The organism is Halorubrum sp. (assembly GCF_046498025.1).
Lineage (GTDB): Archaea > Halobacteriota > Halobacteria > Halobacteriales > Haloferacaceae > Halorubrum.
Genome location: NZ_JAWOBM010000020.1, coordinates 1 through 14,710 on the forward strand (window position 1 = coordinate 1; position 14,710 = coordinate 14,710).

The window sequence follows — 14,710 nt, forward strand, 5'->3', positions numbered from 1 at the left end:
GCGATTGATATTGTTCAGCAGACAATTCATCCATGATTTATCATTATTTAATACCAACATGGCTCTTTCGAAATCTCAAAGCCAAGTTACAACATACCTACATCAAGAAACTATATTCTTCTCAAACTGGCTTATTTAGATAGTGCCGATTTCTCGGTTATCCATCAAAAATTCGCAGTGTATCCTGTGCCATTTTTGTATCAACCGTGGTTTCAGTACGGAGTCAACGCAACTCCTCTGGTTACCGTTGGTTTGCAAACCGCTGTTTTGTGTCCAACCCCCACCGTGGACACCGAAGGAACAGACTTCACGACACTCGCGGACGGCTACGTGCTGACGGTGATGTGGGTACCGAGGAAAAGTACGATGACAGCGCAGGCGCCACTGAAGCCGAACGCAAAAAGATAACAAAAAGATAGCAAATCTCGCACCTCTCTGAACTACTGTGAGTCATCAGGATTGTATCGAATTTCGATCCCCAGATGGTCGAATAGCCAGACCGTTCCTGCGACAAGCCCGCCCATGAGGAGAAACATAACCGCTGTCAGGCTGAACAAGAGCGTAGCCTGCAATAGTACCTCAACATCAACAAAATAGTTTGAGAACCCATAACTTGCCACCAATACCGCTGCTGTACTGCAAATAACCGTCACGATGCCCAATAGAACACCGAGTACCACCAGTTGGAGGCTGAGCCGTTCTTGAATCAGTTTTAAAATCGGGTATTGGACAGAAACAGGCTCTTCGACTTCTGTTTCGAGCCACCACAAACGGGTTCTCCCTGGTTTACGAGTACCTACAATTCCCTGATCTCGCAAATTTTTTAGACGCCGCTCCACTTGGCGACGGCTCAAATCAACGTGTTCGACGATTTCGGGAGTTGTCAGAACTCGATGGTCCTCCTTTGCAAATGCATAGAGAATCCCTTCGTTTTGTTCTTTCAGATAGGGATCGATCGCTTCTGCCCCACTCTGTGGAGTCAAATTATCCATGGTGTCCTTGTTCGGACATGGTCATTTCTTCGTCCACTCCGGATGTATCCACGTCCAAATAGAGAAATCTACAAGCCTTTATAATTACCTGGCAGTCAGGGTTGTACTTGACATGTGTTTGGTCCAAATTGAGCAAAGACAGACAGTAGCGTGAATCTGAGGGAGGAGTCGGAGCCGATGAGTGAAGAGCCACAAACGATCGCCGCTGGCCTCCTGTTCTCCGGGATAGTGTGTTGAATATAGCAAACCCCACCATGGTAGATTTGAGAACCAGGTACAAGACAAAATAATGCGAGAATATACCACTACAGAAATTGACAAACGATTTGCACTGTTAGACCGGTACGAGCGCCGGTATGTCATTCAACTCCTACAAGAAAGCGAGACGGGCCACGTGTCGATCCGTGATGTGGTGAGCCATCTCCAGAAGCGAGACCCAAAAGCAGCCGATCAAAACAAGATCGAGGTAGAACTACACCACATCCACCTTCCCAAACTTACCAATATGGATGCGATTGAGTTCGACTCCGGTTCTGAGACGATCCGATATCATGGTGACAAACTCGTCGAAGCACTGCTTGAAACAGCACCGGAAACAGACACCTCAGACACCTTAGACAGCTAAAAACGGACATATGTTCCTACATCGCTCTTCAATTTCTTGTTCTCGCCAGGTCTCTTTTCCAACCATTCACTCCGCAGCTGTTCGAAGACGATCGAGCACCCGACGAGCGGAGCGGTCCCAATCTTCTCCATTTTCAGGCCACCCCTGCGCAGTCATACGATTTTTGCGTTTTTGGGCCTGTCACCATCCAAAATCGCTATACAGTGCGGGTGTGAGTTCGATCCACCCGGGCATTGAGTTGCGGTGTCCATGTTTGATTCTCGTTGAGAACACCTGAAAATTGCAAGACTCGACGGAGGAGCGTATGCGCCGGCCGGGATTTGAACCACGCGAAGACGTGCTCGCTTCGCTGCGCGCGTCTTCTCTACTTCAAATCGCCGTCGAGACGCATACACGCCTCTCACATTCGTTCGAGTCGGTATGCGCCGGCCGGGATTTGAACGCGGGCCATGAGCTTGGAAGGCTCAGGTCCTACCACTAGACCACCGGCGCGCGTGGGCGCGTCCGTCGCTGACGCATCTACACGTACGCCGAACGGATCCAATAAACGTTCCGTGTTCGGGCGGGGATCCGCGCCGGAGAAATCCAACAAACGCCGACATCGGTATATAAAGTCCCACAGTATTGCGGGCCGTTCCCGCGCGCTTAGAACACTTTTCAACGGCTTAGAAGCCGGTTGGATACATATACGGATATGCATTCAACGTACACCCGTGAGGTGAGCACGATGTCATACCAATCGGGGAATCCACTGGTCGACGAGGTCGAGTTCGCGCTTGACGGTCCATGGGCGGCGTACTGGATCGCCTTCCTGCGGGTGGTGACCGGGTGGTGGTTCTTCCACGCCGGCGTCACGAAACTCATCGAGGACGGGCTGTCGTTCACGTACGGCACGATGTACATGCAGGAGATGACCGGCACCGCGCTGGGCGGAATCCCCGTCTGGATGGGGAACAACCTCGCGTGGCTCATCGAGCCGGGCGTGCCCCTGTTCGAGACGCTGATCGGGCTGGCGCTGATCTTCGGCGCCTTCACCCGGCTGGCCGCGTTCGGCGGGGTCATTTTCATGATCCTGTTCTGGGTCGGCAACGCCGGCTTCGGTCACGGACTGGTCAACAGCGACTTCATGGGGCTGCTCCTGTTCGTGACCGTCATCATGCTGTCGGCCGGCCGGTACTACGGCCTCGACGCGGTCATCGAGAAGCTCTCGTTCGTGCAAGCGCACCCGAAACTCCGCTACCTGCTCGGTTAAGAGGTGACACCCAATGACTGATATCATCGACAAGGCGGCGATGGCGCTGAGCGCGGGACTGATGCTGCTCGGACTCGTCGGCATGGGGGTCCTCGAGATCCTCGCCGGCGCACCGTACAGTCCCGCTCCGATCACCAACGAAGCGGGCGACGTCGTGGCGACGCCGCTGATCTCGCCGCAGGTGCGCACCGGCGTCGTGCTCGCCGGCCTCGCGGTGCTCGGGCTGTACGCGGCGTACAAGGTGGCGACGCCGCTCGCGGAGGACGCGAAGGCGGGCCACGAGACCGCGGCCGACTAGGTCCGTGACTCGACCGCCGCGGTAGGGGGCGCGAATACCCTTTTGCGTTCGGGTTCGACGATTCCTCGGCGAGCCCCGCGTCCGTCCTTCGGTCGATGAGGGCGCGGGTCAGCCGACGCGGAAGGCGGTCCGACCGACTCGGACTCGGAGGCTCGACGGGCTTCGTCCACCGCTCGTCGCCGGTGACACTCACTTTTTGGGCGCGGCGACCACGGCGTAGCAGTTCCCGCTCGAGACGTCGACGTCGACGAGCCGGAGGGCGCTCTCGGCGATGTCGGCCTCGAACTCCGCGGGCGAGTAGATGTGATAATACCGGGGAACGGTCTCGCCGCCGGGGAGCGTCCAGTCGACGGTCGTGTCGAACCCCTTCTCCCGGTCGAACCGGTCGTGTGCGGTGCTCCAGGCGCTCACGAGCGCCGTCCCATCGGGCGCGAGCACGCGGGCGATCTCGTCGAGGCTCCGGATCCGGGCGGCGCGCGGGGAGAGGTGGTGGACCGTGGCCACGTACGTCGCGAGCCCGACCGCGTCGGCGGCTATCGGGAGGGCGGCGGCGTCGCCGTGGACGAGATCGAGCGTATCGGCGAACCCGCGCTCGCGGGCTCGCGTCGCCGCCTCCCGGAGGAGCGCTCGGCTCAGGTCGACTCCCACGACCGACTCTGCGCATCCCGCGAGCAGCTCCGCGTGCCGCCCGTTCGCGCAGCCGACGTCCAGTGCGCGCGTCGCCGACCGCCCCTCCAAGAACGCCTCGACCTCCGGCCACGCGTACTCGCGGGTCTTCGCGAAGTGCGCCGCGATGCGGTCGTACGTCGACTGCGTGTCCATGCCTGTGGGTCGACGTCGACGAACATAGCTCCGGTGGCCGGTGGGCGCCGCGGCGGACGGGCCGGACCACGACTCGCGCGCTCGGTCACACGAGGTCGATGACGGCGAAGGCGACCAGCGTCAACGCGAGGAGGACGACCACGTGTTTCACGCCGTCCTTGACCGACCCCTCGCCGAGCTGCCCGGCGACGAGTCCGGAACAGACGGCCTGCAGGACCGCGGCGTGGAAGAACAGCTGCTCGTACGCGAACGCGTCGATCGCGCCCAGCCCGGCGGTGACACCGGTCGGTCCGGCCGGCGTACCGGGAACCTCGCCCGTGCCGCCGACGCCCGGGATCGCGGCCTCCTCGATGGCCGGGATGAAGGAGACGGACAGCGAGGCGATGATCCCGAGGAACACCAGGAAGGAGATGTAGATCACGATGAGGTAGGTCACCATCACCTGTCGGCGCTCCCGACGGAGCGACCACGTCGCGCGCGATTCGTCGGCGGCGATCCGGAGCACGGGCCCGATGTCGCCGCTCGCGTGCATCGCGTTCGTCACCAGCGCCACGGCGCGGGCGGTCATCGGCGACCGGACCCGACGCTCCAGCCGGCGGAGCGCGGTGCTCACGTCGGCGCCCCAGTCGATGTCGCGCCTGGTGCGCTGCAGGTCGGTCGTCAGCGCCTCGAGGTTGGAGTCGGCGACCCGCCGGACGCTCCCGACGACGGAGGTCCCGGCCTCGTTGACGCTGGCGAGGCGATCGAGCAGGTCCGGCACCGACGACTCGATCCGGCGGACCCGTCGCTTCCGGACCTCGTAGACGATCGCGTAGACGGCGAGGACGAGCGCCGTCGCGACGACGAGCTGCGTCTCGACCCGCGCGACCGTCTCGGCCGGCGACCCGAGCGTGATCGGGAGGGCGAAGACGAGCAGCCCGACGAGCGCGAGCGGCACCGTCGCGAGGAACGAGGTCCACGGGGCCGCGACCACCCGCTCGACCGGCGACGCGGCCCACCGACGCAGCCACCGAACTCGGTCGTACGCCCGGAGTCGCTCCCGGCTGGCCGCCCAGGGGTCGGCGCCGGTCCCGTTTCCGACTTCGTTCCCGCCGTCGAATCGAACGCCGCCCGGGGCGGCGCCTCCGTCGCCGACCGCCTCCGAGCGGTCCGCGTTCTCCGTTCCGCCGACCCCCTGCGTCACGCTGTCGACGTAGACGACGAACCCGAGCGTCGCGAGCGGGACGCCGAGGTAGACGACGAACCGAAGCAGCGGGAGCGTGTCCTCCAACACGAGCCCGATGACGACGAGGATGGTGATGAAAAAGAGCGGACCGGCGACGAGCGCCGTGACGTACGCCTCCGCGAACGTCGAGAGCAGTTCGAGATAGCGCTCCTGTTTCGACTCGGCCTCCTCCTGGTACAGCTCGTACTGGTCGGCGAGGAACGCCGAGATTGACTGACCGGTGCCGAGGACGGACGCGAGGTTCTCGGAGAAGTCGGCGAGGTCGTCGCTCGGCGTCCGACGGGCGGTGCGCTGGAGCGCCGTCAGCGCGTCCGTGCCGAACCCGTTCATGTCGCGGACGGCGACCGACAGCTCCGCGGCCGCCTCGCCGTACACCGCCTCGTTCTCGGCGAGCGTGTCCATCACCCGCGGGAACGCCATCCCCGAGCGCGAGAGCGCGTACATGAACGCGACCGTCCGCGGGAGGGTGGCGTCAATCTCGGCCGCTCTGGCGTGCGCGCGCTGGCGGAGGAGCTCCCACCGGCCGTGGTACGCCCCCGCCGCGAGCGCCGAGCCGAAGGTCGCCGAGGCGACCGTCAAGAGGAGGAACAGCCGCGGGAGGGCGAGCGACGAGGGCCCCGCGACGTCGGCGAGAAACGAGAGCGAGGCCGGCAGCGTCTCCCTGATCGCCGCCTCTCCGACGTCGAGCGCCGAAAACACCGCGGCGGCCGCGTACACCCCGATGACGCTGCCGGCGACGCCGAGGACACCGGCGTACAGCAGGGTTCGCGACGCGTACGCGCGGTGCGTACCGGCGACGTGTGCCGCGCGCAGCAGGTCGCGTTGACGCCGTTTGCGCGCCCCGTCCGCCCCGACGTACTCGCCGAACAGCGCCAGCGCGATCCGGGTGACGAACAGGTCGGCGCGGCGGTCGACGAGGGGCAGCAGCAGCGCGAGACACAGCCCGAACGCGACGAAGAGGGGAACCGAAGCGATCATCGCGACGGGTCCCCGGCCTCGGGCGACTCCGCCCTGCCCCCGACCGGCCCTCGATCGCCGTCCGACGCGGTCGCTTCGTCCGACGCGGCGACCCCGTCGGCGTCAGCCGCCCGCTCTTCCAGCCGGTCCATCACGCGCTCCGGGTCCGCGTAGTACTCGTTGACGAGCGCCGTGAACGCCCGGTAGTCGGTGATTCCGAGGTCACGGAGCAGTTCGAGGAACCGCTCGCGTCGCCGGACCTCCCGCAGCAGTTCGGCCCGAGACCAGCCGCGCTCGTCGGCGATCTCCGCCATGAGCGACGAGTCGTTGCGACGGAACTCGTCGGCCTCCGCGTCCCAGTCGAACGCCGACGAGTAGTCGAGCTCGCCGGTTCGCCGGTCGATGCCGCCGATCTCGCCGATCGTCTTCGCGCGCCGGACGCGCTGGTCCCCCGAGCGAGTCAGCGTCTGGATCGCGAGCATGTCGAGCGACTGGACCATCGCGCGCGGTACGTTGATCGGCTCGTTCTCCAGCCGGTTGATCACCGTCTCGATCGAGTCGGCGTGCATCGTCGAGAACGTCGTGTGGCCCGTGTTCATCGCTTGGAACAGGGTGATGGCCTCGTCGCCGCGCACCTCGCCGACGACGATGTACTCGGGACGGTGACGCAGCGCCGAGCGGAGCAGATCGTACATGTCGATGTCGGCCCCCTCGTAGCGGCGCTCGCGGGTGACCGAGGAGAGCCAGTTGTCGTGGTACAGGGAGAGCTCGCGCGTGTCCTCGATGGTGAGCACCTTCGCGCGCGGCGGGACGAACATCGATACCGCGTTCATCGAGGTGGTCTTCCCCGAGGCGGTGCCGCCCGCGAAGATGAGGCTCTTGTTGTGCTCGATACAGAGCCAGAAGTACGCCATCTGTTCGACCGAGAACGTCCCGTACTCCACCAGGTCGATCGGCGTGAACGGGTCCTCGGCGTACTGGCGGATGGTGAACGCGGAGCCGCGGGGCGTCACCTCCTCGCCGAGCGCGAGCTCGGCGCGCGATCCGTCCGGCAGCGTCGTCTCCACGATCGGGTCGCCGACGGAGACGTGGCGCCCGGACTGCTGGGCGAGCCGGATGACGTAGTTGTCGAGCTCGCCCTTCGCGAACGAGACGTTCGTCTCGATGTCGGTGTAGTCGTCGTGGTAGACGAAGATCGGGAGGTCGTACCCGTCACACGAGACGTCCTCGATGTGGCGGTCGTTGAGGAGGGGGTCGACCTTCCCGTAGCCGCGGAAGTCGCGGTAGAGGTAGTACGCGAGCGCGTGGAACGTCGCCATCCCGGCGTCCACGCCGTACCCCTCGAGCAGCCCTTTCAGTTCCTCCCGGAGGGTCTCCTCGTCGGTCTTGCCGCTCCCCTCGCGGTAGAGGAGGGGATCGCGGATGTCGTCGACGACGCGGTCGAGGAGGTCGCGCTCGAACTCGTCGAGGTCGGGCTCGACCGCGTAGTACCGGTGTTCGCTCTCCTCGTCGTCGTAGGTGATGACGACGTACGCGTACGGGGCGTTCACCCAGTAGCGGTCGACCTCGCGCTCGCCGTCCGGCACCGCGAAGGAGGCGAGCGGGCCGTCCTCGCCCGGCCGGAAGGGGCGAACGTCGATGTCCGACCCCCGGAGCATCTCCCACGTTCGCGCGAGCCGCCGCCGGACGGCCTCGACACGGTCTCCGGCTCCCCCGCGTGCGTCACTCGCCATCTCGTTACGAGGGCGTATGCGGCGTGGTGATTTAAATTCCACCGGGCGGTTCTCAGTTGTGATGCTCGGCCGGACGGCTGATTTCGCTTCCCCTCGCGCGACCGTCTTCGCTCCCCTCGCGTGAGCGTCCCGGCTCCCGTCCGCACGCGTCGCTCCGCAGACGCTCAGCGCCGATGCGCCCGTTACGTTGATAGGTACCGACCGCAAAGAGCATTATAGGAAATGCGGCGTGACTACTTCGAACTGACCGTCGAGGGCGTCGGCGACGACGCCGACGACCGGGCGACGCCCCTGGTCCGGATAGACTTCCACGGACCGGAGGGGTTGTTGCGCGACCGCCTCTCGGACACGGACGGCGACCTGCTCGAGGCCGCCGAGGTCGACGTGGCCTTCCGACTCCGGGAGCCGCTCGGGGAGGCCGACGACCCCGAGGGCGTGGTGGGCGTGACGAACCGATACACGGGCGACTTCGTCCTGGAACTCAACGAGACCGCCACGGACGTGCTCCCGTTCATCCACGCCGCGCGCGAATCGGCCGGCGACGAGGACGCCCACTACCGCGTCGAGATCGACGTCGACGGCGAGCGGCTCGTCTCGTACGACAAGGACACGTTCCTCGTGTACGACCACGAGGGGAACCTCCTCCGCAGCGAGAGCCTGATTCCCTCCGGCGTGGAGCTGTAGGGCGGTCGTCCTCGCTCTCCCTCCTCCGCGGCTGTTTATATACTCACGTTGTCGCCGACCAGGCGCACCTCGTCCCCCGGCCGCAGGTCGAACGCGCCGTCGCCTCGGCCGTCGTTGACGTCGCACTCGACGTAGCCGTGGCTCCCGACGGTGACGAGCCGATCGCCGGGGTCGACCGCGCCGAACGTCTCCGCGACGGGCGTGAGCTCCCCGTTCACGCGGATCCAGTCGCTCCCGCGAACCAGTTCGCCCGGGACGTTCGTGACGACGTTGCCGAAGCGATCGATAACGAGCACCTCGCCGTCGACGGCGACGGGGTCGCCGTCGTCGTCGCGCTCGACGGTCGGCTCCGGGAACGCGATGTCGACGGGGTCGTCCGCCGGCGCGAGGTCGTCCGTGGCCGCGAGCGCGGCGGAGACGGCCTCGGGGCTCGCGGCCGCCGGGCCGTCGTCGAACTGCGCGCGGACCCGCGCCGCGGCCGGGGCGAACACGTCGCGGCCGTGGAACGTCTCGCTCGCGGGGTCGTCGACGTCGACGACGAACGCCTCCACGTCGGCGGCGTCGTCTCCTCCGCCTCCTGTGTCCGGCGACGTCTTGCGGGCGAGCGCCCGCGCGGGTGGCATCGCCAGTCCGTTGTCGGGCGCGACGAGGACGTGTGAACCGGCGCGGACGACGAGGGCGTCGCGGTCGGTGCCGACCCCGGGGTCGACGACGGCGCAGTGGACGGCCGGCGGGAACTCCGGGAGGACGAACCGCAGCCAGAAGGCGGCGGCTCGCGGGTCCCCGCGCGGGAGGTCGTGGGCGACGTCGATCATCTCGGCGTCCGTGTGCCGACGGATCACTCCCTTCATTACGGCCGGGTACGGCGAGCCGAAGTCAGACGTGAGCGTGATCATACGTCACCCGCGGTTCGGCCGAGGCTTAAAAGGCGTCCTCGCGGTCCGACTTCGGTCAGGCGTCCGACGGCGAGTCGCCGTTCGCGTCGGTCTCCGCGATCCGGCGGATCCGAGCGACGCCGCCCACCTCCTCGATCACGTCTATCACCGTCTCCGGAACGAGCGCCTCCCAGTCGTGGCCGTGGATCATCCGCTCGCGCAGCTCCGTTCCCTCCAACACGTCGCGGCGGAACATCGGCGAGCCGCGCACCTCGACGCCGGCCTCCTCGAACAGCCGGACGACGAGCGGGTTGTTCGAGTACGCGACGTCGAACCGCGGGGTCATGCTCTGGACGTGGCTCACCCACACGGAGTTGCGGTCGAGGTCCTCGATGGGGACGACGTAGGTGGTGATATCGAGGTGTTCGACGGCCTTCGTCACCATCATCACGCGCTCGCCGGCGGTGAACGGGTTCCGGGTGGTGTGGGAGTCGCCGGCGGAACCGATCCCCAAGACGAGTTCGTCGACCTCCCCGGCGATCTCCTCGATCATGTGCCGGTGGCCGTCGTGAAACGGCTGGTACCGCCCGATGTAGAACCCGCGCATGGATCCACGTTGGGTAGCCATTATTTATAAACCCCGTGGGACAGTTCGAACCGCGATATCAAGGCCTCTAGCGGCTCTCAATGGCGTTTCATGGCCCGGCTACGGATCCGCCGTGGGGAGAAAGTATATCAGTAGCCGACCCTTCGTTTCTCTTAGCGATACCCGATTCTATGAGCAACGAAAAGGACGCGAACGACCCTCCGACCGAGGACCCCGAGAACCCGGACGAGATCGGCTCGGACGCGGAGGGGAACGGCGAGGACGCCCCCGACGACGTCGCTCCCGATGACGTCGTTCCTGACGACGGCGCCCGCGCGCCCACCGAGGCCGACGAGGCCGAAGAGGCGGACGAGGCACCGACGCCGGTGGACGACGACGACGACCCGGACGAGGTCTGGGATGACGGGATCGTCGTCGACGACGGTCCGAATCCGGACGTCGGCGCGGGTCACGGGGACGAGAACGGCGCCACCCCGGAGGGTGTCACCGAACCGACCGACGACGGCGGCATCGACGAGCTCGGGAGCTCGGTCGAGGTCGAGGGTGCCGAGATCGAAGACGATCCCGACGAGGACGACCTCCTCGGCGGGCTCAAGATCGACACCACCGCCGAACTCGAGATCCCCGATCGCCTGGTCGATCAGGTGATCGGACAGGAGCACGCCCGCGACGTGATCATCAAGGCGGCCAAGCAGCGCCGCCACGTGATGATGATCGGCTCGCCCGGGACCGGGAAGTCGATGCTCGCGAAGGCGATGTCCGAACTGCTCCCGAAAGAGGAGCTCCAAGACGTCCTGGTGTACCACAACCCGGACGACGGCAACAAGCCGAAGGTCCGGACGGTCCCCGCGGGGAAGGGAGACCAGATCGTCGACGCGCACCGCGAGGAGGCGCGCAAGCGCAACCAGATGCGGTCGCTGCTGATGTGGATCATCATCGCCGTCGTGCTGGGCTACGCGCTCATCATCGTCGGTCAGATCCTCGTCGGCATCATCGCGGCCGGGGTCGTCTACCTCGTCTTCCGCTACCTGAACCGCGGCTCCGACGCGATGATCCCGAACCTGCTGGTGAACAACGGTGACACGAAGACGGCGCCGTTCCGCGACGCCACCGGCGCGCACGCCGGCGCGCTGCTCGGCGACGTCCGGCACGACCCGTTCCAGTCCGGCGGGATGGAGACACCCAGCCACGACCGCGTCGAGGCCGGGGCCATCCACAAGGCGAACAAGGGCGTGCTGTTCATCGACGAGATCAACACGCTCGACATCCGCAGCCAGCAGCACCTCATGACGGCGATCCAGGAGGGCGAGTTCTCGATCACGGGCCAGTCCGAGCGCTCCTCGGGCGCGATGGTCCAGACCGAGCCCGTCCCCACCGACTTCGTCATGATCGCGGCCGGGAACCTCGACGCGATGGAGAACATGCACCCGGCCCTCCGGAGCCGGATCAAGGGGTACGGCTACGAGGTGTACATGGAGGACACCATCGAGGACACCCCGGAGATGCGCCGGAAGTACGTCCGGTTCATCGCCCAGGAGGTCGCGAAGGACGGCCGCCTGCCGGAGTTCACGGCCGAGGCCGTCGAGGAGGTCATCCTCGAGGCCAAGCGCCGCTCGGGCCGGAAGGGCCACCTCACCCTCCTGTTCCGGAACCTCGGCGGGCTCGTCCGCGTCGCCGGCGACATCGCCCGCGGCGAGGACGCCGACCTGACCACCCGCGACCACGTGCTGCAGGCGAAGGGGCGCTCGCGCTCCATCGAACAGCAGCTCGCGGACGACTTCATCGAGCGCCGGAAGGACTACGAACTGCAGGTCTCCGAGGGGTACGTCGTCGGCCGCGTCAACGGGCTCGCCGTGATGGGCGAGGACTCCGGGATCATGCTCCCGGTGATGGCCGAGGTCGCGCCCTCGCAGGGCCCCGGCGAAGTGATCGCCACGGGCCAGCTGAAAGAGATGGCCCAGGAGTCGGTGTCGAACGTCTCCGCGATCATCAAGAAGTTCTCCGACGAGAACATCTCGGAGATGGACATCCACATCCAGTTCGTGCAGGCGGGCCAGCAGGGCGTCGACGGCGACTCCGCGTCCATCACGGTCGCGACCGCCGTCATAAGCGCGCTGGAGAACGTGGGCGTCGACCAGAGTCTCGCGATGACCGGCTCGCTGTCGGTGCGGGGCGACGTGCTCCCCGTCGGCGGCGTGACCCACAAGATCGAGGCGGCCGCGAAGGCCGGCTGCACCCGCGTCATCATCCCGCAGGCGAACGAGCAGGACGTGATGATCGAAGACGAGTACGAGGAGATGATCGAGGTCATCCCGGTCTCGCACATCAGCGAGGTCCTCGACATCGCCCTGGAGGGCGAAGCCGACAAGGACTCGCTCGTCTCCCGGCTCAAGTCGATCACCGGCTCGGCCCTGAAGGAGGGGAGCGTCTCCGGTCCCTCCAGCCCGAGTCCGCAGTAATCCCGCCTCGGCACCCGTTCGATGCCCGAGTGGGCGGCGTTCGCGTTCGCGACCGCCGCGCTGACGCTGCTGCTTCTGATTCTCACCCGCCGCTCCCGACGCGTGCTAGAGCGGGCTCGGATCGTCGACTCCCGGGGCGACAGCGTCGGATCCCGAGGTGACGCCGTCGACGACGATTTCGATCGGGACCGCGACACCGCTCCCCGGAGCGACGACGCCTCAGCGAGGGCCACTGAGAACGGCGAGACCGGAGTCCTCTCAGGTGACGCCCCCGACGGCCGGCCGGCCCTGACGACTCGGTCACTGCTCGTCAACGCCGCGACGTCCCAGGCGGTCGGGCTCGCGGTCCTCACCGCCGTCGCGTGGTGGACCGCGGTGCCGGCGACGGCGTTCGGGATCGGCGGAACGCATCCGACCCTCGGGGCGTCGGCGTTCGCGTCGCTCGGAACCCCGGGCCTCGTCGGCCTCGGAGCCGCCGCCGGGATCGCCCTCGCCGCCGGCAACCAGGCGGCCGTCCGTCTGGGAACGCGGATCGGCGTCACCGCCTCGGACCGACTCCGCGCGGCCATGGCTCCCGGCACCGCCGGCGAGTGGGGCCTGCTTCTCGGCGTCGCGCTCCCGACCGTCGCGGTCTCCGAGGAGGCGCTGTTCCGCGGCGCGCTGGTGGGCGCGCTCGCCGCCGGCTTCGCGGTCGACCCGTGGCTCCTCGCGGTCGGCTCGTCCGTCGTCTTCGGCCTCGGACACGGAGCGCAGGGGCGTCTCGGGATCGTCGTCACCGCCGCGCTCGGGGTCGCGCTCGCCGGGCTGTTCGTCGTCACGGGGAGCCTCCTCGTGCCAATAGTCGCGCACTACGTCGTCAACGCGGCGGAGTTCGCCGTTCACGAGGGGCCGTAGCGCGCTCCACGCTCCGCCGATCTGCCCCACCCCCTTTTTGTTCCGCCGGGACAAACGGCGGACGATGAGCGGGAAACCGACCGTGGGCGAGTACATGACCCGTGACGTCGAGACCGTCAGTCCCGACGAGACCGTCGGCGAGGTCGCGCGGCGGATGGCCGAGAGCGACGGCCACAACGGGTTCCCCGTCACGCAGGGGCGGACGGTCGAGGGGTTCGTCTCGGCCGCCGACCTCCTGCTCGCCGACAACGAGGCCCCTGTCTTCACCGTGATGTCCGACGACCTCATCGTCGCGCACCCGAACATGAAGGTGACCGACGCCGCCCGCGTGATCCTGCGGTCGGGGATCCAGCGGCTACCGGTGGTCGACGACGCCGACAACCTCGTGGGCATCATCTCGAACACGGACGTGGTCCGGTCGCAGATCGAGCGCGCGACGCCGAGCAAGGTCGGGAAGCTGATGCGGACGCTCGAACAGATCCACGGGGTGAGCCTCAGCGAAGAGCGTCGAGAGGTCGAGCTCACCGACCTCATTCCGACCCAGGCGCGGGTGTACGCCGACGAGCTGGAGGGACGCCAGTACGAGTTGAAACGCGGCCTCGCCGAGCCGCTCGTCGTGATCGACAACGGCGGGACGCTCCACCTGGCCGACGGCCACCACCGCGTGATGGCCGCCCACGACGCCGGCATCGAGACGATGGACGCGTACGTGATCGTGCCGGAACACACGGTCGACCTCGGGATGGCGAAGACCGCCGAGAAGGAAGGGCTCCGCCACATCACCGACATCGAGGTCGTCGACTACGCGCGCCACCCCCTCGTGGAGACGACGAAGCGACTGCAGTGATCGCGGTGGCGGGACGACCCTGACGGTGGTAGCGGCGCGACCCCGACCGCAGTCTTCCGGCCCCCGCGACCGCGAAGTCCGGATCGGCGACGACGGTCGGTGGGTTTTATGTAATCACACCGAAATGTGTCTGGCATGAAGTCACGCATTCGACGCGCACTCTCTCGGGCAAAGCTCGCCGCGGTCGGCGCGGCCGTCGGCGCCGCGGTCGGCGGACTGTTCAATCGACAGGCCGCGAGCAGCGGCGCCGCGCTCGGCGCGTTCGCCGGCGCGACCGTCGCGGACCTCCGCTCCGATCCGGACGGCATGCTCGCCGCCCTCCGGTCGGAGGACGAGGAGGAGACCGAGGACGGCGACGACGCGGACGAGGACGACGCGGCGGCCGCCTCGTGAGACGGGGACCGGACCGCCCAGCGCCCCACGCCGTTCGGGAACGCCTA

Annotated in this window: 14 protein-coding genes and 1 tRNA gene; 8 read left to right on the forward strand and 7 right to left on the reverse strand. The window is 66.5% G+C overall.

Annotated features, from left to right (window positions below):
- Positions 1 to 440: 440 nt before the first annotated feature.
- Entirely contained in the window at positions 441 to 992 is a 552-nt protein-coding gene (locus R6U01_RS05070; RefSeq protein ID WP_410285373.1) for a winged helix-turn-helix domain-containing protein, read from the reverse strand.
- Between the two features lie 412 nt (positions 993 to 1,404).
- Between R6U01_RS05070 and R6U01_RS05075 the strand changes: the two genes are divergently transcribed.
- Complete coding sequence (locus R6U01_RS05075) at positions 1,405 to 1,617, forward strand: hypothetical protein (protein WP_410285374.1); 213 nt, start codon at positions 1,405 to 1,407, stop codon at positions 1,615 to 1,617.
- 421 nt (positions 1,618 to 2,038) lie between these two features.
- On the opposite strand, the gene R6U01_RS05080 is transcribed toward R6U01_RS05075, so the two are convergent.
- Positions 2,039 to 2,109: transfer RNA gene (locus tag R6U01_RS05080), tRNA-Gly, on the reverse strand.
- Between the two features lie 235 nt (positions 2,110 to 2,344).
- Here R6U01_RS05080 and R6U01_RS05085 point away from each other — a divergent pair.
- Together R6U01_RS05085 and R6U01_RS05090 are read left to right on the forward strand one after the other, a co-directional pair.
- Positions 2,345 to 2,869 (forward strand): DoxX family protein, encoded by a 525-nt coding sequence (locus tag R6U01_RS05085; protein WP_410285375.1) that lies wholly within the window; start codon positions 2,345 to 2,347, stop codon positions 2,867 to 2,869.
- Between the two features lie 13 nt (positions 2,870 to 2,882).
- Positions 2,883 to 3,167 carry a hypothetical protein gene (locus R6U01_RS05090; protein WP_410285376.1) on the forward strand — a complete coding sequence of 95 codons (285 nt, stop codon included), beginning with the start codon at positions 2,883 to 2,885 and terminating at the stop codon, positions 3,165 to 3,167.
- Between the two features lie 189 nt (positions 3,168 to 3,356).
- On the opposite strand, the gene R6U01_RS05095 is transcribed toward R6U01_RS05090, so the two are convergent.
- The 3 genes from R6U01_RS05095 to R6U01_RS05105 all read right to left on the reverse strand — a co-directional run bounded on the left by R6U01_RS05095 (position 3,357) and on the right by R6U01_RS05105 (position 7,904).
- A complete protein-coding gene (locus tag R6U01_RS05095; RefSeq protein WP_410285377.1) occupies positions 3,357 to 3,989 on the reverse strand; it encodes a class I SAM-dependent methyltransferase in 633 nt (210 codons plus the stop codon).
- 85 nt (positions 3,990 to 4,074) lie between these two features.
- Complete coding sequence (locus tag R6U01_RS05100; protein WP_410285378.1) at positions 4,075 to 6,192, reverse strand: type II secretion system F family protein; 2,118 nt, start codon at positions 6,190 to 6,192, stop codon at positions 4,075 to 4,077.
- Positions 6,189 to 7,904 carry a type II/IV secretion system ATPase subunit gene (locus R6U01_RS05105; protein WP_410285379.1) on the reverse strand — a complete coding sequence of 572 codons (1,716 nt, stop codon included), beginning with the start codon at positions 7,902 to 7,904 and terminating at the stop codon, positions 6,189 to 6,191. Before R6U01_RS05105 ends, R6U01_RS05100 begins: the two co-directional genes overlap by 4 nt.
- A 222-nt stretch (positions 7,905 to 8,126) precedes the next feature.
- Here R6U01_RS05105 and R6U01_RS05110 point away from each other — a divergent pair, with 222 nt between their 5' ends.
- Positions 8,127 to 8,588 carry a DUF5793 family protein gene (locus R6U01_RS05110; RefSeq protein ID WP_410285380.1) on the forward strand — a complete coding sequence of 154 codons (462 nt, stop codon included), beginning with the start codon at positions 8,127 to 8,129 and terminating at the stop codon, positions 8,586 to 8,588.
- Positions 8,589 to 8,623: 35 nt separating this feature from the next.
- Here R6U01_RS05110 and R6U01_RS05115 read toward each other — a convergent pair whose 3' ends face one another.
- Entirely contained in the window at positions 8,624 to 9,484 is an 861-nt protein-coding gene (locus R6U01_RS05115; protein WP_410285381.1) for an S-adenosyl-l-methionine hydroxide adenosyltransferase family protein, read from the reverse strand.
- A 55-nt stretch (positions 9,485 to 9,539) separates the two neighbouring features.
- Positions 9,540 to 10,070 (reverse strand): nicotinamide-nucleotide adenylyltransferase, encoded by a 531-nt coding sequence (locus tag R6U01_RS05120; protein ID WP_410285382.1) that lies wholly within the window; start codon positions 10,068 to 10,070, stop codon positions 9,540 to 9,542.
- Positions 10,071 to 10,240: 170 nt separating this feature from the next.
- Here R6U01_RS05120 and lonB point away from each other — a divergent pair, with 170 nt between their 5' ends.
- The 4 genes from lonB to R6U01_RS05140 all read left to right on the forward strand — a co-directional run bounded on the left by lonB (position 10,241) and on the right by R6U01_RS05140 (position 14,663).
- Positions 10,241 to 12,529, forward strand: a complete 2,289-nt coding sequence (lonB, locus tag R6U01_RS05125) for an ATP-dependent protease LonB (RefSeq protein WP_410285383.1) — start codon at positions 10,241 to 10,243, stop codon at positions 12,527 to 12,529.
- A 21-nt stretch (positions 12,530 to 12,550) separates the two neighbouring features.
- Positions 12,551 to 13,423, forward strand: coding sequence for a CPBP family intramembrane glutamic endopeptidase (locus tag R6U01_RS05130; RefSeq protein WP_410285384.1), 873 nt, complete (start codon positions 12,551 to 12,553; stop codon positions 13,421 to 13,423).
- Positions 13,424 to 13,487: 64 nt separating this feature from the next.
- Positions 13,488 to 14,270 (forward strand): CBS domain-containing protein, encoded by a 783-nt coding sequence (locus tag R6U01_RS05135; protein ID WP_410285385.1) that lies wholly within the window; start codon positions 13,488 to 13,490, stop codon positions 14,268 to 14,270.
- A gap of 135 nt (positions 14,271 to 14,405) precedes the next feature.
- Positions 14,406 to 14,663 (forward strand): YMGG-like glycine zipper-containing protein, encoded by a 258-nt coding sequence (locus R6U01_RS05140; RefSeq protein WP_410285386.1) that lies wholly within the window; start codon positions 14,406 to 14,408, stop codon positions 14,661 to 14,663.
- Positions 14,664 to 14,710: the final 47 nt, after the last annotated feature.